Raw genomic sequence first — 22,772 nt, forward strand, 5'->3', positions numbered from 1 at the left:
AACAGGGCGATTCAGCCCCCCCGAATCAGCGAATCGGGGGCCGGGGGCGTGTATCTGCCTGTATTTCTTGGGAGATCAGCGGAGAGAGGGCCGGTGTTTGACAATTCGATGCGAATTGTAAACCTCAAAAATTTTCGCCCATTAGCGTGATGCCGCGCTTTTTCGCACCCGTGATGCTCGCCCCCGACCGCAAGAACCTACCCACACGGGGGTGTGCCTACACGCAAGCGTTGACCCCTTCCGACCGTCCTTCCTACCTACCTCGTTCCAACACCTCTTAGCGGATCGGCATACACCCAACCGCCCCCCCGTCTTATTCAGTCAACGATTAGCTGCCATCCCTGCTCTCACTCTCCCCTCCCATAGTTACGACTTAGGTAGGAAGGGAGGAAGGTAGGAAGGACGATAGCGATTACGCGGGGTTAGGCGCTTCCTACCTCGTCCCTCCTCCAGTATTTCGCCTTTCGCCCATCGTGCCAGCCGTCCACCCTGACGAACCCGAGCCGCTTGAGCACGGACGCCGCGCGCATTTCAGCTGCGCGATCCATGCGGCTGGTGTCCAGGTTGACGGCCAGCCGCAACACATTGGCGGTCGTCACCTTGCCCGGGGCTTCCGGCCCGGACAGGTACGCACCGATCAGCTCTTCCCAGGGATCAACCTGACGCCGCGCTTCCTGCTCGGCTTGCGTCGCTTCGGTCGGCATTTCCCACCACGACTCCCCGGCGTTCACCTTCGACACGGCTTCCGCGAAGAGCTGGTCACGGTTGGCATTGATGTAATCAATATCAACGCGAGTGCAGCGGATCGGCCAGAAGCGCCGCCCGCCGGTATCATCACGGGCCCAGTCGTCGCGATTCGTCGTGCCGACGAACACGCCCCGGCGCGGCCAGTCGCGGGAAGTGCGCTCGTAGGGGGCGCGAAAGCGGTCGGTGCGGCACGTCAGCACGCGCTTAACAGCTGCCACCTCGGCGCGGGAAAAGCTGTCCATTTCGGCCACTTCAACAATCAGCTTCCCTTGGAGGGCAAGGAAGAAGTCCTTAGACGTGGGGCTCTCGCTCGCTTCCGCGAACAGGTGCTCGCCAGCGATGGCGCGGGCGCTCGTGCTCTTCCGGATGCCCTGCGAGCCCTCCAACACGAGCATGTGATCGACCTTGCAACCAGGCTGCAGCACCCGAGCTGCCAGGGACTTCCAGAAATTGGCGCTGACAGCTCGGGTGTAGTCGGTATCAGGCGCGCCGTAGACGGCAGCGAGGAAGCCGACGATCCGCGGCGTGCCGTCCCACGTCAGGCGCTCCAGGTGCTCGCGCACGACGTCGCGGGCTCGGCTGCGCGCGTAGGTCTGCACACCGTGGTTAACGATCTGCGGCGTCACCTTGGACAGCCCAAGGTGGCGCTGCAGGTGGAGCGCGAGCGCCAGATCGTCGGCGTCGCTCCACTCGCCGCGCGGCCCCCGGAGCCGTTGGGAGAACACCTCGAAGAACACCGGGTGTTTCTCGTGCTCCAGGGCGCGCACGACGTTGTCCATGTTCGGCACGGGTGCGCCGCTCGGGGACAGCTCGAACCCGTAGACGGTCCACGTGGTCTGCTCGGCGCTCGGCTCGGCGCGTTTCTCGAGCGCGGCCCGGACGCGAGGAAGCGCAAGCGCCAGCGCCCCCAGGCCCGTCGCGGCGATCAACTCGTTCTGGATGCGCTCGCGGTGCGCTGGTTCGGTGCTCGTGCGCACCAGTTCGCGGCATGCCTGGATCATCATGTCCATGGAGCGCTCGCGCTCGAGCTCCGTTGCCGCGCTCTCTTCGACGTCCGCGCGCCAGTCGTGAATCAGCTTCCGAGCACGCTCGACGACATCCAGGGCCCGGCGGCTCCCGTACTCCCCGCGAGCGTACTTCTTACCGTTGCCAAGGGCCTTCTCCCGGAGCTCCTCCGGCTCCCAGGGCGGAACGCAGGTGGTGTTCCACTCCTCAAGGAGGGGCCACGCCTCGGCATCGGTCAACGCGTGGTCCCTTGTGAGAATCATCCCGGCTTGCACGGTGTGCAGGCCCCCCGCGTTGCCGGTGACGGCCGGACCGTGCTGGGTCAAGTCGTGTCGAGCGGCGTCGAGCACGGCCGGCGAGGCGGGGGGGAAGTACCCGCGCCCCATGTCCGGGAGCGGAGCGGTCCCCGCGGCGCGAACAGGCCCCCGCTGGAGCAGTGCGAGCACCCACGCCGGGAGATCCGCTAGCGGGATGTCGGCGGGCGAGTGCCGCCAGGAGTAGGCTCCTTTCGGCGTACGACTCGGCGCGGCGACGATCTGCCCTCCGTCGCCGCGGATATCGATCCCCGGGTACTCGCGGCTCAGGGGGGCGTTGCTCACCGGGAAGCCGGGGGCGCGGAACACCAGGTGGAACCCGCCGCTCGGCGTGAGCTGGGTGGGGGTAACGGGGAGATCGCCGTGCTCGGCCGCGAGCCGGCGGATCGACGCATCCCCGCCGTTCTTCGGATCCACGTCGATGACGACGATCTGGGAGGCGGCCCCGGTGGCGATGCCGAAGTTGCAGCCGGGGAACATCTCCTGCCACATCTCGACGTCGCTCGGGTTGGAACTCGCGAGCGAGGGCCAGCTCTTGAAGCGGGGGTGCTTGCCGATGGAGCCGGGCCCGTGCTTCCTTCCGCACTTCGGATCGCCGCACTCGCACGCGCCGTCGTCCCGCTTCACGTGGTCGCACGTGCAGGAGCCGTCCTCGTGCGCATGGTGGAGCGGAACGAGCTTCCAGCCGAGTTTCAGGTAGTCGAGGGGGTTCATCCGCGCCTCCTTCATTGAGTCCTCCCCCGTCGCGGCGAGCGTGTGTCCGATGTTTTCCAGGCTGCGCGCTGCTGCTCAGCCAGGGCATCCAGGCCGGCCTTCAAGGACCGGGGAGCGCGGCGCTTCGGCGCGGCTTCCGCAGCGGGGCACGGTGCCGACTCACTCGCAACGAGCGCGTCCGCGACTGACTCTGCAGTGATGACGGTCCGCCGGCCGTACTTCGGCCCTCGTGCGAGCGTCCCGTCGGCGAGCAGCTCGAACACCCGACGGCGCGAGCACCGGAGCCGGGTGGCTGCTTCGTCGACATCGAGAAGCGCGCTCACGGTTGCCCCCGGTCGGAATCGGGAATCTGAACAACTGGAAGCAGGCCGGCCGACTGGAGCGCCTGTTTCGCGCGGCGCGCCGCGATGGTCCGAGTAGAGCCTCCGCGCCAAACCTTGAGCACGGTCCGAGGGTCGCAGTCAGCTGCGACGGCGAGGGCGCGAAGAGTGGATGCGTTGGGGGGACTGTTCACGGGCACATGACCTCCAGAACGTGTGCACTGTGCTCACGTTCTGGAGGCAAGGTGCCTCACGACTATCGCTGCGCCGGCAGCGTATCTCGACCCGCTCCGGGCTCGACTTACTTTGCCTGCTCCAGGAGAACCCGAAGAGTGGCAGCGACCGGGCGCTTCCTCGCGTTCTGGATCGTGACCTTCAACACGTTCGCATTCGTCCTCTCATCAGCATCCGCCGGCAAGAGCCCCGCGTCTGCTAGGAAGTTGAGCAGGATCCGTACAGTCTCGCGGAGGTGCTCCCCTTTCTTTGCGCCTGACGGGTAAGCTTGGTCGGCTACTGCGAAGAGCGAGTCGCGCCACACTTTCGTGATCGGCCGGTTAGCGGCGGGGCGAAGGGAGTCTTCCTCCTCAGCGGCCGACGCTTCGAGAAGCTCGAGCGCAGCGGACAGGCTTTTCCAGCTGATCTCTTGTGCCTTCGGCGCGTGCCACTCCAGCGATGCCCGAAGCGCCCGCGCCTGCTCTGCCATTCTGGAAAAATGCTTCCGAAATTTTTCTTTTTCCTTCGCCCACTCGCCGCGCAGCCCCGGATAGGCCCGTTGTCCGGCCAGCTCTAACGACGCCCAAGAATACGCGATGCCTATCCGACGCAGCGCCTCGCCACGCTGACCGGCGTCAGGGATCTGAGCGCGAAGGTGCGAGTCCAGTTCCTCCCGTTGGTAACTTTTAAGCACGCGCGCTCTCATTTCGCGCCTCGCTTCCGCTTCCGCTCCGGGATCTTCGGGTCGCCCTCGTTGGCGAGCCGCAACGGCAGAACGACCATCGGAGGGATGTGGGCGCCCAGGTAGTGCCGGCGCGTGGTCGTCGTGCTGGTGTGCCCGGCTACCTGGCTGAGCAGTTCCAGCGGCACGCCCCCCGCCCGCGCGGTGACGACGCGTCCAGAGGCCCCCAGCGTGATGAAACTGTGCCGCAGGTTCTGGAACGCGAACCCGGCCAGCTCCGGATGGCGCTCGACAACGCGAGCCACCGCGCGCCCCGTGGCCACCCGGTCGGGAGCCTTGCCCGTAGCCTGTAAGCGGCGAGCGGCGGCCAGGGCTTGAGCGTCGACGCTGACGACATGTTCCCCGCCCTTCTTGTGGGGAAATACCAGCGTGCCAGCGATCTCCCCCTCGTTCTCGAGCACGCGGATCGAGCCCTCGCCGCGCGCCAGACGTTCGATCTCGGTGCCGTGCATGCCGCACTTGGCGCGGAGCACGAACACGTCCCGGACGGGTTGCAGGTCCACCTTCACCAAATCGTTCGGACCTACCACCGCATCGCCTCGGTAGCCTGGGGCGTAGTACCAGGACGTCAGCGCCGCGTAGAACGCTTCCAGCGTCGCAACGGTGTACGCGCGATCAGCGACCGGGCGCGGCGTTGCAGCGGGCACCGCCAGGTCGAGCGTCGGATCGTCCTTTCGGTCAAGCTTGCCCTTCTTCCGCGCCCACGCAGTGAACGCCTTGAGCGTGACGATACGCTTGTGCTCCGCAGTCGGCCACCCGTCCAGGACGCGGTGCAGCTCGCTGAGCGTGACCGTTCGCAGATCCCGCCCACCAAGCGCCTCGGCCCACGCCAGAAGGTACGGTTGCAGGGTGTGGCGCACGTGGCTTTCTGACAGTTCCCCGCGCGCCACCTTCGCCCGTGCGTCTGCCGAGAACGCCTCCAGCGTCGGCGCATCGAGCTGCAGCCCACCAGCGTCAGCGGCACGCTCCTGCCGGGTCTGCTTCTTCGTGCGGTAGGCCAGCGGATCGCGCTCGAAAAGCGCCAGCTCGGCGAGGGCCTCTCGTTCGGTGCGCACATCGAGCGTGATCTTCTTCCGGGCGCCGCTCCCGATCCGGCGCTCGATCACGAAGACCTCACGGCCTCGGGCGATGCGCACAAGCCCACCAGGCCAGCGGCGGGGGGTTTGCTCCGAGGGCTGCTTAGCGGCTGCTGGGGACATGGGGCCTCGCGGCTGGGTGGCGCCAAGTTGGCGCCAAGCCGTCACCGTACCAGCCCCTTTTCCCTCTGAGAAGGCACCCCCCTTTCAAGCCGGTAACACGGGTTCGAATCCCGTCGGGGACACAAAGCCGAGGCCGGAAGCCGCTGAGCAATCAGGGGTTTCCGGCCTCGGTGTTTTCGGGCCCCGAGGCGGCTCCAGAATGTCTCCAAGCCGGGGAGCCGTCCCGCCCCTCCTCCAGCATCTGGATGGCTCGGTGAGCCTGCCCAGGTTTTGTGGCTCTCCCGCACTTCGTGTGGTTCAGCGGTAGAGAGCAGGCGAACCTCTCTCTTGCGGCCATCGGTATGCGCCCAGGATTCACATAAACTGCAGGAGAGCCGGTTTTGTGGACACACCTCATAAGTCGGCTACACGGGGGGTAGTGTTCATGGAGCGAAGGAGCGGCGGACACTCAGGGGGCTGGCACGTCCAGCCCGGTGGTGGCCCGCACCGTCGTCTGCACCACCTGCGCCACGACACCCGAGAGCTGGCCTGACAGCGCCGCGCCCGCGGCCACGGCCAGGCTCGCTCCCGACACGGACAGGAACGTCGTCAGTCCGGACAGCCCTTCGATGTTCACGAAGCTCCGCCACTGGAAGTCCTCCTTCCAGGTGGCGCGAGCCGTGTACCAGTCGAAGCCCAGTCCCAGCGGAAGGAAGAGCACCACCGGGTAGAGCATGGGCAGCATGAAGCCCCAGAAGCCGGAAGCGGAGACCAGCCCCATCATCCAGGCGGGCAGCAGGCAGAGCGAGGTCACGAACACCGCCCGGAGCGCCTTCTTCATCCCCGTCTCCCCGCGGATCCGGGCGAAGAAGAAGCCGAACACGGCCGAGGCCGCCAGCAGCTTGACCGCGTAGAAGATGACCAGGAAGCCCAGCCCCTTGATGGAGAAGAGCTGGTGCAGGCCGAAGGCGATGTACCCCAGCAACAGCGGCGCCACGAGCAGACCGCCCAGCTTCATGCCCAGCCGCGCGTTCTCCCAGTCCGTGCTGCCAGGGCCATAGGCGAACACCAGCCGCCTGGCCGCGATGCCCTCGAGGGAGAACTGCCTCTCGGTCTCCTGGAGCTGCTGCTCGAGCGCGGCGACGCGCTTGCGATGTTCCGCGGGAGAGATCGCCCCGGTGGCCAGCTTGCCGCCCAGTGCGTCCAGGGCCTCCTGGGCCTGGTGGAGCCACACCACGGGCAGCTCCTTCAACCACCGGGGGCGGGATTGCAGCACCTGCGCGCTCCGGGCCAGCCAGGTGGTCTGCTCCGCGTGCGGGTAGAGCAACAGGGCCGCAAAGGCGCCCACCGCCAGCAGCATCGGCACGCTCCAGCTCCCCACCTTCTCCTCCAGGCCCACCCCATACGCCGCGAAGAGGAGCGCCCCCACCCACGTCTCGAGCCTTCGCCGTGGGTCCGGGCGGGAGTCTCTCAGCAGCCAGAGCAGGCCCAGGAAGACGGCCACGGGCACGGCCTCGCGGAGGGCGGGCCCCCATTGCAGGACCCGCCAGAGGGACTCCACGTCCTGTTGCGTGGGTTGGATGCTCGGGGCGGTCCTGCTCGCGGCATGGATGAGCAGCACCCCCAGCAGCGCCAGGCTCAGCCCGATGTGCCTGGGAGACAGGGTCATGGACTCCGGCCACCAGGGACGCGTCGCGAGGCCCACCACGCTGGAGACCAGGAAGAGCTGCAGCCCCCACAGGTAGAGGTAGGGCCCGGTGCGCCCCGACAGCGCGGAGAGCAGGAGGAGGAGGGCCGCCGCGAGCAGCAGGAGGGTGGCGGCACGCAGGGGGGCGGCCACGAGCCCGAACCACTCGCGGTGGAAGACCGGAGCCAGCCGGCGCACCGCCAGGGTCCCCAGCAGTGCGAGCAGGAGCAGGACCAGGGGCAGCAGCAACTCCTCCAGGAGCGGGAAGCGCGGGAAGCGCCAGAGGCCAGGTGCTCCGGCGAGCAGCAGCGCCTTCAGCATGACCAGCAGCTCCATGAACACGCCCCACAACAGCAGGGCCACGAGCCACTCGGCGAGTTGCAGCACGCGCGAGGTGCGCGGGGAGCGCCACGGAGAGAGCCACGCGAGGCCCCGGGGACGGGTGGAGCCCTTCCGGGTGCCAGAGGGCGCCTCGTCGCGCGCGTGTTGGCGCGCCAGGAGGAAGAAGCCGGCGACGAGCAGGGCCAGCTCCAGGTGGGGCAGGAACGGCTGCCACGGCAGGCTGGCGCGCAGCCGGGTCAGCCTCTCGGAGAAGTCGCCCATGGCCACCAGGAGGGGATGGGGCGGCTCGAACGTGGCGCGCAGCTCGATGGGAGCGTTGCTTCCGCCCTTCGTGCCCCGCCACGTGGCGGTGCTCCCCTCGAGCGTGTTCGGTAGCGGGAACACGGAGCGCAAGGACAGCGCCGTGCCCTGGAGGGAGACCGAGTCCTGGTCGGAGGCAAAGGGAAAACCATCCTCCGAGCGGAGGCTCACCCCCTCGGTGGGGGAGAGCAGCATCGGCAGCTCGAAGGACCGGGCAAGGGTGATGGTGGCGTCGCTGACGGTGAGCGCCGGAGCGGAGGCCGACCCGTTGACGAGGTAGCTCAGGGACAGGCCATTGAACGACACGGACTCGAAGCCGCGGGACAGGAGGGCGCGTGTGTCCCCCGACAGCAGGTGGGCCGGTGCCGTGGGCTCCCGGGGAAAGGAGAGCTCCAGGCGGAGTGTGCTGCTGCGTGGCCCCACCAGGAGGCTCAACGTCCGCTGGGGCGTGGGGAGACCGCTGGGAACCAGGTACTCCACCCGGCCCTCGGCGTGGGTGCTCGGCCTTCCCGGGGAGGAGCGGGTGGCGCGCAGCAGGTACTCGCCGGGCCGTGGCAGGGCCAGCCGCTGGGAGAATCGGCCGGTGTCATCGGCCCTCGTCCGGTACCCGGCCTCTCCCAGGGAGAGGTCGACCCAATCCAGGGGCTCGGCGGTGCCCGCCAGCTCGAGCCAGGAGGTGTACGTCGTCGCGGGGACGGAGAGGGTGGGCGGAGCGGGGGTGGCGGGCACTCCGAAGACGAAGGCCTTGGACCGGGTGGTGTGTGGAGGCGTTCCGGCGGTGAGCTCCAGCTCGTTGGGGCCCGGGACGATGGGGACCGCGCGGAAGAGGAAGCGGCCCGCGGACACCTCCGCCCGCAGGGTCGCGCCGTGGACGGTCAGCGTGACCGCGTCCGTGGCCGGTTCCGCATGGCCGGACAGCTCGAGGGTGCTCCCCGCCGGGAGCCGTGCGGGCAGTGGTGGCTCGAGGACGAGGGCCACCGTGGGCTGTCCTCTCCGCGCGGAGGCCAGGAGCCTCGTGCTCGTGAGCATCCCCGCGGCGAGCAGCAGACTGCCGATGAGCAGGAGCAGTCCGGGCCGGAGGGCCCGCACGCTTCGTCTGGTGTGCTTCATGGGGTCACGGCCAGGGGAGCGCTCTCGGGTGGAAGCGGAGAGTATGGATCAGGCGTCGAGCGCGTCCAGTGCCGAGCGGACGCCGCGAGTGGACCAAGCGCAACTGCTGAGGACGTTCGGCTTCGACGTCTTCACTTGCCAGAGGTCAGGCTCCGAAGGCTGAACGGAGAGCAGCCGAGGGGCCTTTCCCCTCCATGAGGGTCTCCGGCCTCGGGTAGGGTTCGGGCCCTGAGCCTCGCGCCGTCAGCGCGGCCATCGGACTCTGGGCCCCAGGGCCTGGTGGCCCGTGGTCCGTGAGGTCTCCCCTCCCCGCTCATAGCTCCCCTCCCGGATCGACTCATTGCCCCAGACCCCCGAGCCCTCCACCGTCCTCGCCAGCTTCGACCAACTCCGCGCCAGGCACCCCAACCTGCCGCTCTACACCTGGGTCGATGACCATGGCCGCGATCAGGTCACGTTGACCTTCGCCCAGACGTGGGAGGCGGCGGCGGCCGTGGCGGCGCACCTGACCTCGCAGTGCGGCTTGAAGGCGGGAGAGCGGGTGCTGCTGGTCTATCCGCCGTCGCTCGACTTCGTCGTGACCTTCGTCGGCTGTCTGATCGCCGGCATCGTTCCGGCCCCCATCTACCCGCCCAACCCGCTGAAGCTGAAGAAGGACCTCGCGACCTTCCAGGCGATCGCCACGAACTGCCAGGCCGCGGCGGTGTTGACCAACAAGGAGTACGCGCGCGCCAGGCTGCTGGGCGGGCTCAAGGCCTTCGTCGGGCGCGAGGGCGTGCGCTGGCCGGACCTGCCGTGGCACACCGTGGAGGGCGTGAAGCCCAGGCGCCAGGCCGCGCCCACGCACGTCGCGAAGCCCGATGACGTGGCCTTCCTGCAGTACACCTCGGGTTCGACGTCGACGCCGAAGGGCGTCATGATCACGCACGCCAACGTGCTCGCGGAGGCCATCGCCAACGCCCGGGACCTGAACCTGCGCACGTCCGTGCGCTGCGTCTTCTGGGTGCCGCAGTACCACGACTTCGGCCTCATCAGCGGCATCCTGAGCGCGCTCGCGGGCAACGGCCATCTCTACATGATGAGCCCGTTCGCCTTCGCGAAGCGGCCCGCCGTCTGGCTCGAGGTGATGAGCCGGGTCAGGGCCACGCATTCGGCGACGCCGAACTTCGGGCTCGAGCTCGCCGTGCGCAAGACCACGCCCGAACAGCGGGCCTCCTGGGACCTGAGCGCTCTCGAGGCGATCGTCTGCGCGGCCGAGCCCGTGCGCGCCTCGACCCTCGAGGCCTTCCACGCGGCCTTCGCCCCCTCGGGCATGCGCCCCGGGGTGGTCTTCCCCTCGTACGGGCTCGCCGAGCACACCGTCTCCGTGACGGTGGGCGGCAAGCGCGTCCTGAAGGTCTCCAGGCTCGCCCTGCGGGAGGGCCGCGCGGCGCCGCCGGGCGACTCGGACGAGGCCGTGCCGCTCGTCGCCTGCGGTCGCGTCACCAAGCCGGGCCTGCGCGTGCGCATCGTGGAGCCCCAGACCCGGGTGCCGCTCGCCGATGGCCAGATTGGAGAGATCTGGGTGGACTCGCCCACCAAGGCGGCGGGCTATTACGGCCGCGAGTCCGAGAGCCGCGAGCTCTTCCAGGCCCGCGTGGCCGACCCCTCCGATGACCGCGGCTACCTGCGCACGGGCGACCTCGGCTTCTTGTGGGAAGGCGAGCTCTACCCGACCGGACGCAGCAAGGACCTCATCATCGTGCGGGGGCGCAACTACTACCCCCAGGACATCGAGGACGGCCTGCGCAACGCCCATCCGGCGGTGCGCCCCGGCGGCTTGCTCGCGTTCGCCGCGCCGGACGCCGCGGGCGAGGAGGGCCTGGTCGTCGTGGCCGAGCTCCAGGACGGCGCCCGGGAGCCCGCCGAGGTGGTGGCCAGGGCGATTCGCGATCGCGTCTTCCAGGACCACCAACTCGGGTGCAGCGGTGTCGTGATCGGCCAGCGCGGCACCGTGCCCAAGACCACGAGCGGCAAGCTGCGCCGGCAGACCTGCCGGGAGGACTACCTCTCCGGCGCCTTGGAGCGCGCCTCGAAGACGCTGCACGTGGCCCGCTTCGCGCCCGAAGCGCCCGAGCCCGCCAGCGATCGCCGGCTCCAGGGGCTCGACCCCTCCTTCGAGCGACTGATCGCCGACGTTGGCCCGACCTTCATGCGGCTCGGCAAGGCGCGCGGGGGACGTGCGTTCCACAAGCTGGCGACCACGCTCGCCGGGCAGCTCCAGGTGGTCGCCAACCCCGCCTTGCCCGCCCATGCCTTCTTCGTCCCCGGGCGGAAGCTGCCCGTGCTGGTGCGCCATGCCAACGGCGTGCAGGACGACGACGCGGGGCCCGACAACCGGGGCGCGACCCTGCGCGTGCTCGACCCGGCGCACCCCGAGGCACTGGACGCGCCGAAGCTCGATCTGCTGCTGACGACGGGCCGCTGTTTCCTCCAGCGCACCGCCGCGGACTTCGCACGGTGGATGGCCGCCACGCCCGAGGCCCGCGACGCCTGGATCGCCCGCGAGCCGCGCCTCGGTCAGGCCGGCTGGGAGATGTTCCGGAGGGCGACCTCGTACGCGTCGCTGTACTACTACGGCAAGGTCGCCAGCCACTACGTGGCGACGGACGGCACGCGCCACTCCGCGCGCTTCCGGCTCGTGCCGGCCGCGAGGACGCCCGAGGACGGCTTCGTCGCGCCCGATGGCCGGGCCCTGCCTCCCGACGTGATGCCCCGCGAGCCGGGCGACACGCGGGCCAGGGACTTCCTGCACACCGAGCTGCGCGAGCGCATCGGCGCGGGCGGCGTGGACTACGTGCTCCAGGCGCAGGTGCGCCCGGCCAGCGGCGAGGCGTCCGACGACGAGGCCCTCGACTGCACGCGCCCGTGGCCCGAGGACGCGCACCCCTGGCACGACGTGGCCACGTTGCACCTCGATTCCGTGCTCGAGCCCTCGGCGATCGAGCCGTTGACCTTCAACCCCGCGAACGCGCCCGCCGACCTGGCGATGCCGCTCTCGCCGAGCCCCGACACGGCGGCCTCGCTGAACCACCTGCGGTCGCTCGTCTATGACATGTCGGCGGCGGCCCGGCAGCGCAAGGCGTTGCCTCCGGCGCTCCAGGCGGTGGTGGAGCGCGGGGCGGCCCCTCGGCTCGAGCACCCCGCCCCCGTACCCGCGAGGGCCCGTCCCCGGCGGGTCTGCGTGATCGGCGCGGGCGTCTCGGGGCTCACCGCCGCGCGGGAGCTGGAGAAGCTCGGTCACCACGTCACGGTGCTCGAGCGCCAGGGTGAGGTGGGCGGAAAGTGCGGCTCCGTTCAGCTCGGCGGTCGTTGGTATGACCTGGGTGGACACGTCTGCACGGCCCGCTACGTCACGGTGGCGCGCATGGTCGCCGAGCTGGGCCTCTCCACCATGCCGGTGACGCCAGCCAGGCCCTTCGATCTGGTGACCGGGCAGCCGTCCGAGATGGACGGTCCGACCGAGCTGGCCCGCCACTGGCTGCGTTACGTCCAGACCCGCGAGCGGGACTTCCCCGGCATCCTGAGCCCTGGGCTCGCGCCCGTCGCCCGGACCCTCGGGGCGCCCGTCGCGGGCTGGCTGGCCACGAACGGACTGGAGGGCTTCGCCCGGCACTCCGCCTTGATGTACACGTCGTGTGGCTACGGCTACGTGCAGGAGCCGGAGCTCCCCGCGCTGTACTTCCTGAAGTTCGCGGAGCTGCTCGTCGGCGCACCGCCCGATGCCCCGTTGCCGAGGTTCTGGACGATCGAACAGGGCTTCTTGAAGCTCTGGAAGACGGTGGCAGCGGGCCTGCGCGACCTGCGCTTGAACACCTCCGTGCGCGCCGTCGAGCGCCTGCCCTCGGGCGTCCGGGTGCACACCGCGACCGAGCGCCTGGAGTTCGACGAGCTGGTGGTGGCGACGCCGCTGCACGAGGTGCCGCCCTTCCTCTCACCCACGCCAGAAGAGCGGGAGATCTTCGGCAAGGTGCGCCACTACGACTACTACACGACCATCGTCTCCGCGGAGGGCCTCCCCGAGGACGGGTTCTTCCTGCTCCAACCTCACGCCAGCGAGCCGGGTTGGGAGGGGCGCTCGGTGGCGGTCCACCAGCGCTACCCGGGCGACGGCATGGCCGTTGCCTATGCCTACGGAAAGCCGGGGGTGGACGACGGAGAGTCGATCGTGCGGCGCCTGCGCGAGGACCTCGGCCGCATGGGAGGGCGCATGGGGGAGGTGCACACGCAGCTCCGTTGGGACTACTTCCCGCACTTCGGCTCCGAGGACATCGCCAACGGCATCTACGACCGGCTCGAGGGCCTGCAGGGCCAGAACCACACGTTCTACGTCGGCTCGCTGCTGAACTTCGAGCTGGTCGAGTGCAACGTGGCCTACGCCACGGCCCTGGTCGAGCGTCACTTCTCGGAGAAGGCCAGCTCCGAAGCCGTGCGCGTCCCGGCCGTGATGCGGTCCCCGGCACCCGCGCTCCCGGTGGCCTCGGGCGCCATGCTCGAGACGGTGCAGCGGCTGCTCCAGGAGGAGCTGGAGCTCGCCGCATCGCCGAGCCCCGACACCGAGTTCGCCGCGCTCGGGTTCGACTCGTTGCGCGCGATGTCGGTGCTCCAGCGGGTTTCGACCGTGACGGGCCAGTCGCTGGAGCCGAATGTCTTCTTCGACCACCCGACCGTGGAGCAGCTCTCCGCCCACCTGGCGCGCGCGGCCTCGGCCCCGCTGCCACTGGCCCCGGCGCCGGGCTCCTTGGCCTCCAACGCGTGGCTGGCGCCCGTGCTGCCAGCGCCCCGGATGCGCCTGTTCTGCTTCCACCACGCGGGCGGCTCCGCCGAGCTGTTCGCCCGCTGGCCCGAGCAGTTGCCGCGAGACATCGAGGTGCGGGCGCTCCAGCTCCCCGGCCGCCTGTCCCGAGCCCACGAAGCCGCCTGCACCGACATGGAAGCGCTGCTCCAGGCCCTCGAAGGGGAGATCGTCCCGCTGCTCGACCGGCCGTTCGCGTTCTTCGGCCATAGCCTGGGCGGAATCGTGGCGTTCGAGCTCACCCGCCGCCTGCGCCGCGCCGGGCACCCACTGCCCTCCCGCTTGCTGCTGTCCGCGATCGCCGCCCCGAAGCCGGGCAAGCCCGTCCGTCACGCGAGCGACGAGGAGCTCGCGCGGGCGGGCGCCTGGCTCACCCCGTTGACCCGGTCGGATCTGCGCATCTTCCGGAGCTGGCAGCCCGTGACCGAGGCGCCGCTGGAGGTGCCCATCACCGTGCTGGGCGGGAAGGAGGACCTGCTCGCCACGCCCCAGGAGGTGGTGGGGTGGCATCACCAGACCCGCGGTGATTTCGAGGTCCAGCTCCTTCCCGGCGGCCACTTCTTCCCGTTGACGCAGGAAGCGGAGCTGGTGGCGCTGGTGGCGCGGCGGCTCGCGCAGGTGCCCGTTGCCTCCGAGAGACCGCGCCAGCCGGTGCTCGCGGCGGGCACCGGTGAGGACGCGGAGGCGCTGGGGCTCTTCGCGACCCGCTGGCGGACGGAGCCCTCGAGTTACGAGGGTCCGTATGCCCGGTACAACCTGGCCTGGGTGGCGCGTTCGAGCGGCCCGGATGGCCGGCCGCTGTTTCCGGACGCGCTGGAAGCGCTGGTGGCGGACCTCGCGGCTCCGGCTCCCGGCCCCACCGCCCAACTGCCAGCGAGCGACTACATCACCGCGCTGGCGGTGGCCAACACGCTCCTGCGGTGGAAGGTCGATGAGGAGAGCATCACCCGGGCACTCGAGCAGCTCTTCGGCGCCGTTGCGCGGATGGGGACGCCGGCCCGCCTCGAGCTCACGAGCCCCTATGGGCGGCATTTCCAGTACCACGGCCTCTTCGCGTACTGGCTCTCCGCCGTTCTCGAGACCGAGACGCTGCTGTCGCACGTCGGCGGCCGACTCGATGCGGCCCAGGTCGGAGCGCTCGAGGCGCTGATCGCGCCGCACCGGACCAGCGCCGCGAGGCGGAAGTTCGAAGGGCTGGATCATGCCCGCTGCTTCGCCAACAACGCGGTGGTCCTCGGGTTCGCCGAGCACTTCCCGCCGCGGGCACTCCAGACGCCGGAAGCCCGCGAGCACGCCCGACGCATGGTGGACCTGCCGCCGGCCGCCGCACGTCATGCGGAGGCCACGGGTGAGCCCGCCTTGATCGCCCGCCTGCGCGGGCTGCTGGCGCGTCCGCTCGGAGGACTGTGGCCAACGGCCCGGCTGCCCGAGGTGGCCTTCTCGCTGTATTACCTCGCACGGGCCGGCATCGACGTTCAACGCCACTTCGCGGAGGAGTTGGCGTTCCTCGGCCGTCACCTCGGGGAGGACGGCATCCCGGTTTATGAGGGGGCCGCCGGGATGGACTGCGACACGACCGCGACGGCCGCCTGCGCTGCCTTGACCAGCGGCTTGCCGGTGCGCTTCGACGTGGAGCGGCTGCACGGCCACTGGGTCGAGTCCCGGCGGTGTTATCTGGCGTGGGACGGAGAAGCCACCCCCGCGGTCAGCACCGAGATCCACGTCCTGGAGGCCACCCTGGCGGCCCCGGGAGTCTCCCGGGACCGGCAGCGGGCGGTGTGGCAGCGCACGATCCGGCTCCTGGAGGAGCGGCCCTGGCGTGAGCCGTTCCACCTGTCGCCCTTCTACGTCTGGGAGCTCGTTGCCAGCATGGGCTTCCGTCACGCCCACCTGTTCCCGGAGGTGCCGACGAGCGTCCATTTCGAGGCGCTCGAGCGCATCCTGGAGAACCAGGCGGCGGATGGCGGCTTCCAGAGCGCGTACACCGACGCGCCGAATCAGGAGGAGACGGCGCTGGCGCTCACCGCGCTGCGCTCGGCCCTCGGGGCGCTTCCTCCCGGCGCCTCGCGCCAGCGCGCGCAAGCCGCGGCCGAGGCCGCGAGCGCCTACCTGCGGCGTGCCATCTCGGACGGAGCGTGCAGACCTCCGGCGCTGTGGACCGCCAAGGTGCTCATGGCGCCGCCCCACCTCATCCAGGCGGTGGTGCTCTCGAGCCTGAGCGGATGGGAGCGCGGCGAGACCGCGACGCTTCCGCGGGAACCCCGCTCAGAGCCCCGCGAGCGGCTGGAGCAGGAGGCAGCGGAGCTGCGCCGGAGGCTGGAGGAGCTGGAGCGCCAGCGGGCACGGGTGTAGCCGGCGTGACCAGGAGGCGGCGCAGGAGCTGCGGTGGGCCTTCGAGGAGCTCCGCGTGGCCATCTTCGCTCCGGAGGTGACGACGCCCGTGTCGGTGACGGTGGCGAAGGTCGGCGCGGCCCTCGCGGCGCTGCGCTAGAAGCGCGGCGCGTCGCGTCGCCGGCTCAGGCCGCCTGGGAGGTGGAGCTGGACGTGGGACACTCCGGCACCCGGCTCAGCGCGGCGGCGTCGGGCCGGGCGGTGAGCACCTTCAGGATGAAGCGCGGAGCAAACATGGCCGCGGGCGGCTTGAGCATGTGCAGCACCCTCACGAACGTCCGCAGGGCCTCCTCGTCATGGCCCGCGAGCCGCTGGAACCTCTCGCTGTACCAGTTCAGCAGACCCAGGCCCGGCGGGCGCCGGCCCTCCGCCTCGGGGAAGCGGAGGTCTCCGCTCGTCGCCAGCAGCCAGGGGACCTCGAGGGCCTTTCCCGCCCGGCGGCGGTAGCGCTGCGCGACTCCCTCCACCCCCTCACGCAGGCACGCTCCCAACACCTCCACCTGGAGCGCGGCGGTGGTGATGCCCTGGCCATACAGGGGATTGAACGAGCAGAACGCATCCCCCACCACCGCCAGGCCCTCGGGGAAGCGCCTCATCCGCTCGAAGTGGCGCCGCTGGTTGTGCGGGAAGCGGTAGACGCTGATGGGCCCCAGCGGCTCGGCCTTCTGGAGGCACTCGTAGAGGTGGGGCTGGCGCAGGCTCCGGGCGAACTCGAGGTACCCGGCGTCATCCATCGGGGGATGCTCGCCATGCCAGCCCCCCAGCAGGACGAGCCACTGGCCCCCTTCAATCTGCTCGATGGCGCCGAACCGGCGCTCCTGGGGCATGTTGGGGAAGATGCTCATCAGCCCCCACCCCGGCTCGAACCCGGGCGGCGGCCGGCAGATGCGGCTGGCGTAGCCCAGATCCACGTGGATGCGCGTCTCCTCCACGCGGGGGTAGCCCAGGGCCTCCAGCCACTGGGACGTGCGCGAGCCGCGGCCGGTGGCATCCACCACCAGCTCGCCCTCGAGCGTCTCCTCCTGTCCTCCACCCGGGACCCGGAGCCGGACCCCGGTGACACGGGCGTTGTCCGGGCTCACCTGGAACCCCGTCACCTCACGGCCATCCACCACGCGCACGTTCGGCAGGGCCAGCAGGCGCTTGCGCACCGTCCACTCCAGCAACGGCCGGCTCTGCGCGTGGAACTGCACGCCGGAGGGGAGCCGCGGACGCCAGAGGCCCGCCATGTGCCAGGCGTGCTCCGCGGACATGTCCAGGAACCTGGCTCCGGCGGCCTTCAGCTCCTCGCGGAAGCCGGGGTAGATGTCACAGAGGATGTCCATCCCCCGCGTGAGCAGGCCGTGGAGGTGCTGCGCCTGGGGCACGCCCTTGCGCTGCCGCGGTCCCTCCTCGATGCGGTCGCGCTCCACCAGCGTGACGCGCTCGAAGTGGCGGGCCAGCAGGCCCCCGGCGATCAACCCGGCCATGCTGCCACCACAGACGATGGCGTGCCTGCCGGAGGGCTGGGATTCTTGGGTGCTCATGGGCTCCTCGGGTCCTGTTTCCCTCAGTCTATACGGTGATGCCTGCCCGGGGCATGCTCCCCGGCCACCCTGCCCCGTGAGGATGTCCCGATGAGCGCACGTCTCAACCTGCTGTCGCCCGAGGTCCGAGCCAACCCCTACCCCTTCTTCGCCGAGCTGCGGCGCACGGCCCCGGTGAGCCAGGTGGAGCCGGCCGGCATGTGGGCCGTGTCTCGCTACGCCGAGGCACTCACGGTGCTGAAGAATCCCCAGCTCTTCTTCTCCGCGGGCATGGCCGCGTTGATGACGCCCCCCTGGCTGGGGCGCGGCAACCCCTCCGTCAACTCCATCCTCTTCATGGATCCGCCGCAGCACGGGCGGCTGCGCGCGCTCGTCAGCCGGGCCTTCAACGCCTCGGCGCTCAACCGGCTGGAGCCTCGCATCCGTGACTTCGCTACCTCCCTGGTGAAGGCCCTGCCCGCGGACGGAGGGGTGGACTTCGTCAGCGCCTTCGCCCTCCCGCTGCCCGCCAGTGTCATCGGCGAGTTGCTGGGGTTGGATCCCTCGCTCCACTCGCGCTTCAAGCGCTGGTCCAACGACCTGGTGTCCGTGAGCGCCGTACCGCCGGAGGACGTCGCGATGCAGACGCGCGTGCGCCAGTCCCTGGATGAGATGGAGCACCACATGAAGGAGGTGCTGGAGGACCGGCGCCGCCAGCCGCGCGAGGACATGGTGAGCGACCTGCTGCGGGCCCAGGTGGAGGGCGAGCGGCTGACGGAGGAGGAGCTGGTGGGCTTCCTGGTCCTGCTGCTGTCGGGGGGCCTGGAGACGACGATGCACCTGCTGGCGCAGGCGGCGCGGGTGTTCATCGAGGAGCCCGGGGTGCTGGCGCGGCTGCGCGCGGAGCCCTCGCGCATCCCCGCGTTCATCGAGGAGGTGCTGCGCTACGAGCCGCCCATCCACCTGACGATCCGCCAGACGACGCAGGAGGTGGAGCTGGGCGGGGCCCGGCTGCCGAAGGGCGCGCTGGTGGCGGTGCTGCTGGGCTCCGTGAACCATGACGAGGCCCAATTCCCCCAGGGGGATCGCTTCGACATGGACCAGCCGGGGACCCAGAACCTGTCCTTCGGACATGGCATCCACTTCTGCCTCGGGGCGCAGCTCGCGCGGCTGGAGGCACGGTTGGGGCTGGAGGCCCTGCTGGCGCGTTTCGGGAGCGTGGAGCGGGGCGAGGCTCCGGAGGAGTGGAGCCCGTCCATGATGGTGCGGGGCCTGTCCTCGCTGCCCGTGCGCCTGCGCGAGGGCGATCAGAAGACTCCGTGAAGTGCCCGCACCCGCCGACGGCGGCGCCGGAGTGCCTGGCGCCGCCGAGGGCCGTGGCTCAGTCCCAGCGGACGGGCATGGACTCGAAGCCTCGGAGGACGAGGCTGGTGCACCGGGGGCGGGCGGGCCGCTCCGGGTCGAGCCGCAGTCCGGGCATGCGGCGCAGCAGGGCCTGCAGGGCGGCCTCCAGCTCGCGGCGGGCCAGCCCGGCGCCAATGCACAGGTGCGCGCCGAAGGCGAAGGTCATGTGCTTGTTGGGCTCACGCGAGACGTCGAAGCTGTCCGGGCTGGAGAACACCGCCGGGTCGCGATTGGCGGCGGCCATGCCCAGGAACACCAGTTGCCCACGGCGCAGCTTGCGGCCCCGCAGCTCGAAGTCCTCCGCCACGATGCGGTGGATGAAGGGAGTCGCGGGGACGTAGCGCAGCATCTCCTCCACGGCGGGCTTCACGAGCGCGGGATTCTCCAGCAGCCGCTGGAACTGCTCCGGGTGCGTCAGCAGCTCGTACACGCCGTTGCTGAGCTGATCGATGGTGGAGACCTGCCCGGCGTTGAAGATGACGACGGCGTTGGCGACCATCTCCTCCTCGCTCATGCGGCCTTCCTCGTGGAAGTGCAGCATCATGCTGAGCAGATCGCTGCCCGGGGCCTGCCGGCGGCTCTGGAGGACCTCGCTCAGGTAGCGGGTGATGTTGGCCGTGGCCTCGTTGGCGGCGATGGCGCTGGCCCGCACGTCTCCGGCCGAGGCGCCGAAGAAGGTGACGATGTCGGCCGCCCACTTCAGGAAGCGCTCCCTGTCGCTGGCGGGGATGCCGAACAGCTCGGTCATCACCAGGGAGGACATCGGCTCGGCCAGGTCCACCGCCAGGTCCATGCGGCCCTGGGCCTGGACGCGGTCCAGCAGCGAGTCGACGATGCGGGCGATGGTGGGCCGCCAGTTGTCGAGCGCCTGCGAGGTGAAGGCCTGGTTGGCCTGCCGGCGCGGGCGTGCATGCTCGGCCCCATCGCGCATGTTCATCGCCTGGGCGGTGACGCGCACGTAGTCCTTGACCAGCTCCATGCCGCCCTCACCGAGCTGGTGCATGACGAAGAGCTGGGTGCGATCGGCGCTCAGCCGCGGATCCCGGAAGCACGCGGCCACGTCCTCGTGGCGGGTGATGATCCAGGACTGGAGCGCCTCCGACCAGTGGACCGGATCCGACTCCCGGAGGTCCCGGTACAGGGCCCAGGGTTCGAGCAGGTTCTCGGGGCTGAGCAGGTTGGGGACTGCGGATTCTCCAGCGGCGGTCATGGTGTCTGGCGTCCTCTCGGTGTTGGAAGGCACCGGGGTATAGGAGGCCAGGGCCGACACTACAAGTGAACGATGCGCACTCGGCAAGTGCGCCCTACTTCGCCGGTGAGGGCTCCGACGGCAGCACGAAGCTCGTGACGAGCAGCGCGCCCGAGACCCCGGCGAAGATGCCCGAGAGCGCGAACCGGGTATTGGCACTGCTCCGCATCCGCTGCGCCTCCGCGTAGGTCCAGGCGGAGACTCCCGGAGCCTTCTCCTCCTGCAAGCGCGAATTCTGGATCAACCCCAGCACCAGGAAGGTGACGGCCGTCACGGCGGCGGCCCCGGCTCCGATCCGGGTCACCGTCACGGGCAGCGGCGCGGGCTGGGTGAACGCGTCCATGCCGGAAGGCAGCGACGGGGACAGGTTCGGCGCCCGGGGCGCATCCGACGGCCGCAGCGCGTTCGCGGTGGTGGCGTCCTCGCTCTCCATGAGGGTCTTCGTGAGCTCCTGGCTGGCCGTCTGGAAGGCCTGGTCCAGCTCCGTGGGCCGCAGGGCGGACGCGGTGTAGCTCTTCTTGAAGAGCACCCGGCCCTCGCTCGTTTCGAGCAGCGTGATGCGCATGGGCAGGTCGTCGAAGACCTTGCTCGAATCGATCGTCACCACCGCCGCCACCCCGAGGTCTCGCCCCAGCTTCGCGAAGCACTCGGGCTTGCCCTGACAGGACTCCGGGGTGCGCTGCTCACCCAGCCGAGAGAGCGCCGCGCCCGGATCCATCGCCACCGGCAGCCTCGCCTCCTGCAGGGCCCTCGAGAGCCGATCCGCCAGGGTGACGGACTCGATGGGCGTGAGCCCCTCGCTGCGCGAGACCATCACCACCAGTCCCCGCGCGTCACGCCCGTCCACGGGGGCGGGGGACTGCGCGACGAGCAACGCCAACACCAGGGAGAACATGGGCGCGCATGCTGGCACACGCCGGGCCCCGGGGCGAGGACGTCAATTGCCCAGGTACTGGCGCTCCCAGATGTCCAGGTTGAGCTTCACCTGCTTGCGCTCGCTGGCGGTCGACGCGCTCTCCGCCTTCACTCGCGCCTTCTGCAGCAGGCGGCGCGCGCTCTCCTTCTCGTCCGAGGACAGCGAGCTCGCGCGCAGCTTCCGCTCCAGGCGCTCGATGCGCGCCAGCAGCGGCGGCTTGCGCTCGGTTTTCACCCTCGACGGCTCGCTCGTGCGAGGCGCCACCCCCTGCACGACCTCCACGGGCGCCGGAGCGGGCTCGGTCCCCGGCTCGGCCACGGGCGGAGGCTCGGCCACCGAGGGCATCGCCGGGGCCACTGCCACGGAAGCCACCGCTGGAGCCGGAGTCTCGACCACGGGGACAGCCGTGGGAGCGGCCACCAGCGCCGGGGCCGGTGCACGCCGCCACAACACCGCCATGCCCGAGGCGAGCAGGAGCGACCCGGCGGCGACTCCCGCCACCACGAGGCGACGGGACCGCGGCGCCGTAGCGCGCGAGCCGGTGCTCACGGGCGGCGCTTGCGGCACGGGGGCGGGGGCGGGGGCGGGTACCGGCGGCGGCTCCACGCTGGGCATCGCCAGGCTGCGCATCTCCCGCGAGGCGCGCGCCCCATTCGGGAGCGGGACCAGCGGGAGCGAGTCCACGATCTCCTGGAGCGTGGCACGCACCTCGTCCGCGGTGGGGCGGGCCTCCGGGGCCTTCTCCAGCAGCTTCAGCACGAGCCGCGCGAGCTCGGGGGGCAGCTCCGGCCGCAGCTCGAGCGGCGAGGGCGGCGTGTGCTCCAGGTGGTGGACCAGGTACTCCGCGGGGACCCGCGCCTGGAAGGGCAACTGGCCGGTCAGCAGCTGGAAGAGGATGATTCCGAACGAGTACAGGTCCGTCCGGGCGCTCACCGGATCTCCGCGCACCTGCTCGGGCGCCATGTACTCCGGCGTGCCGATGATGAGCCCGTGCAGGGTCTGCTGCGGGCTCGCCTGACTCGAGATGTGCTTGGCCAGTCCGAAGTCCAGCACCTTCACGTACGAGCCGCCGCCGGGCTGCCGCACCAGGAAGATGTTGCTGGGCTTGAGATCTCGGTGGATGACGCCCGCCCGATGCGCGGCGGAGAGGGCGTCCAGCAGCTCGTCGGCGAGCCGGATGGCCTCCTGCACCGACAGGGCCCCCTTGCGGCTGAGCCAGGTGTCGAGCGGAGTGCCCTCCAGGTACTCCATGACGAAGTACTGTCGGCCATCCGGCATCTTGTCGAAGCTGAAGATGTCGATGATGCCCCGGTGGCGGATGGCGTTGACCGCGCGGGCCTCGGCCAGCAGCCGCTCCACGTACAGCGCCTGATCGCCCACCTCGGGCCGCAGCACCTTGATGGCCACCTGCTTGCCAATCACCGGCTGCTCGCCCCGGTAGACGATGCCCATGCCGCCCAGACCGATCTGCTCCTGGATGACGTACTCGCCGAGCTGCATCCCGATGAGCGGATCGGTGAGGGGTGCACCCTGGGGCGCCGGGGCGGCCTCGAAGGCCGCGGCCTTGTTCAGGGCCGGCCGCGTGGGCGCGTGGCTCGGCACCATGGCCCCAGGCGCGGTGCCCTCAGGGCCCGGCTGGGGCTTCAGCTGCGGACGCCTGGAGGCGGCATCCTCACCGAGCACGGTGCCGTCGTGAGGGCACGTCCCGGTTCCCTCGGGAAGGCTCAGGCCACAGGTGGGACACTCTGGGAGGGGGGGCGGGGCCATCGAAACAGGCCGGGACCTTACCAGAGAACCCACC

Annotated in this window: 11 protein-coding genes and 1 pseudogene; 3 read left to right on the forward strand and 9 right to left on the reverse strand. The window is 70.4% G+C overall.

Features of this window, described 5'->3' with window-relative positions; translation table 11 throughout:
* Positions 1-422: 422 nt before the first annotated feature.
* From NR798_RS28565 to NR798_RS28585, 5 genes are all read right to left on the reverse strand, one after another.
* Positions 423-2,780 (reverse strand): VapE domain-containing protein, encoded by a 2,358-nt coding sequence (locus tag NR798_RS28565; RefSeq protein ID WP_375765671.1) that lies wholly within the window; start codon positions 2,778-2,780, stop codon positions 423-425.
* Positions 2,781-2,791: 11 nt separating this feature from the next.
* Positions 2,792-3,103 carry a helix-turn-helix domain-containing protein gene (locus NR798_RS28570; RefSeq protein ID WP_375765672.1) on the reverse strand — a complete coding sequence of 104 codons (312 nt, stop codon included), beginning with the start codon at positions 3,101-3,103 and terminating at the stop codon, positions 2,792-2,794.
* Between the two features lie 298 nt (positions 3,104-3,401).
* Positions 3,402-4,019 carry a hypothetical protein gene (locus NR798_RS28575; RefSeq protein WP_375765673.1) on the reverse strand — a complete coding sequence of 206 codons (618 nt, stop codon included), beginning with the start codon at positions 4,017-4,019 and terminating at the stop codon, positions 3,402-3,404.
* Positions 4,016-5,191 carry a site-specific integrase gene (locus tag NR798_RS28580; protein ID WP_375765674.1) on the reverse strand — a complete coding sequence of 392 codons (1,176 nt, stop codon included), beginning with the start codon at positions 5,189-5,191 and terminating at the stop codon, positions 4,016-4,018. The genes NR798_RS28575 and NR798_RS28580 overlap by 4 nt, the downstream gene beginning before the upstream one ends.
* Positions 5,192-5,702: 511 nt before the next feature.
* On the reverse strand, positions 5,703-8,672 hold the full coding sequence (locus tag NR798_RS28585) for a hypothetical protein (RefSeq protein ID WP_375765675.1): 2,970 nt from the start codon (positions 8,670-8,672) through the stop codon (positions 5,703-5,705).
* A 340-nt stretch (positions 8,673-9,012) separates the two neighbouring features.
* Here NR798_RS28585 and NR798_RS28590 point away from each other — a divergent pair, with 340 nt between their 5' ends.
* A complete protein-coding gene (locus tag NR798_RS28590) occupies positions 9,013-15,858 on the forward strand; it encodes an FAD-dependent oxidoreductase (protein ID WP_375765676.1) in 6,846 nt (2,281 codons plus the stop codon).
* Positions 15,859-15,862: 4 nt separating this feature from the next.
* Positions 15,863-15,997: pseudogene (locus NR798_RS28595) on the forward strand (DUF3418 domain-containing protein); the annotation flags it as partial.
* Between the two features lie 25 nt (positions 15,998-16,022).
* On the opposite strand, the gene NR798_RS28600 reads toward NR798_RS28595, so the two are convergent.
* Complete coding sequence (locus tag NR798_RS28600) at positions 16,023-17,423, reverse strand: FAD-dependent oxidoreductase (RefSeq protein ID WP_375765677.1); 1,401 nt, start codon at positions 17,421-17,423, stop codon at positions 16,023-16,025.
* A gap of 90 nt (positions 17,424-17,513) precedes the next feature.
* Between NR798_RS28600 and NR798_RS28605 the strand changes: the two genes are divergently transcribed.
* Positions 17,514-18,725, forward strand: coding sequence for a cytochrome P450 (locus tag NR798_RS28605; RefSeq protein WP_375765678.1), 1,212 nt, complete (start codon positions 17,514-17,516; stop codon positions 18,723-18,725).
* Positions 18,726-18,783: 58 nt separating this feature from the next.
* On the opposite strand, the gene NR798_RS28610 is transcribed toward NR798_RS28605, so the two are convergent.
* The 3 genes from NR798_RS28610 to NR798_RS28620 all read right to left on the reverse strand — a co-directional run bounded on the left by NR798_RS28610 (position 18,784) and on the right by NR798_RS28620 (position 22,576).
* Positions 18,784-20,016: a cytochrome P450 gene (locus NR798_RS28610; RefSeq protein WP_375765679.1), complete on the reverse strand. Its 1,233-nt coding sequence runs from the start codon at positions 20,014-20,016 to the stop codon at positions 18,784-18,786.
* Between the two features lie 94 nt (positions 20,017-20,110).
* Complete coding sequence (locus tag NR798_RS28615) at positions 20,111-20,950, reverse strand: hypothetical protein (protein ID WP_375765680.1); 840 nt, start codon at positions 20,948-20,950, stop codon at positions 20,111-20,113.
* A gap of 42 nt (positions 20,951-20,992) precedes the next feature.
* The gene (locus NR798_RS28620) at positions 20,993-22,576 is read right to left on the reverse strand and encodes a serine/threonine-protein kinase (protein WP_375765681.1); all 1,584 of its coding nucleotides are present in this window, start codon (positions 22,574-22,576) and stop codon (positions 20,993-20,995) included.
* Positions 22,577-22,772: the final 196 nt, after the last annotated feature.

The sequence above is a fragment of the Archangium gephyra genome (assembly GCF_042230915.1).
GTDB classification, from domain to species: domain Bacteria; phylum Myxococcota; class Myxococcia; order Myxococcales; family Myxococcaceae; genus Archangium; species Archangium gephyra_B.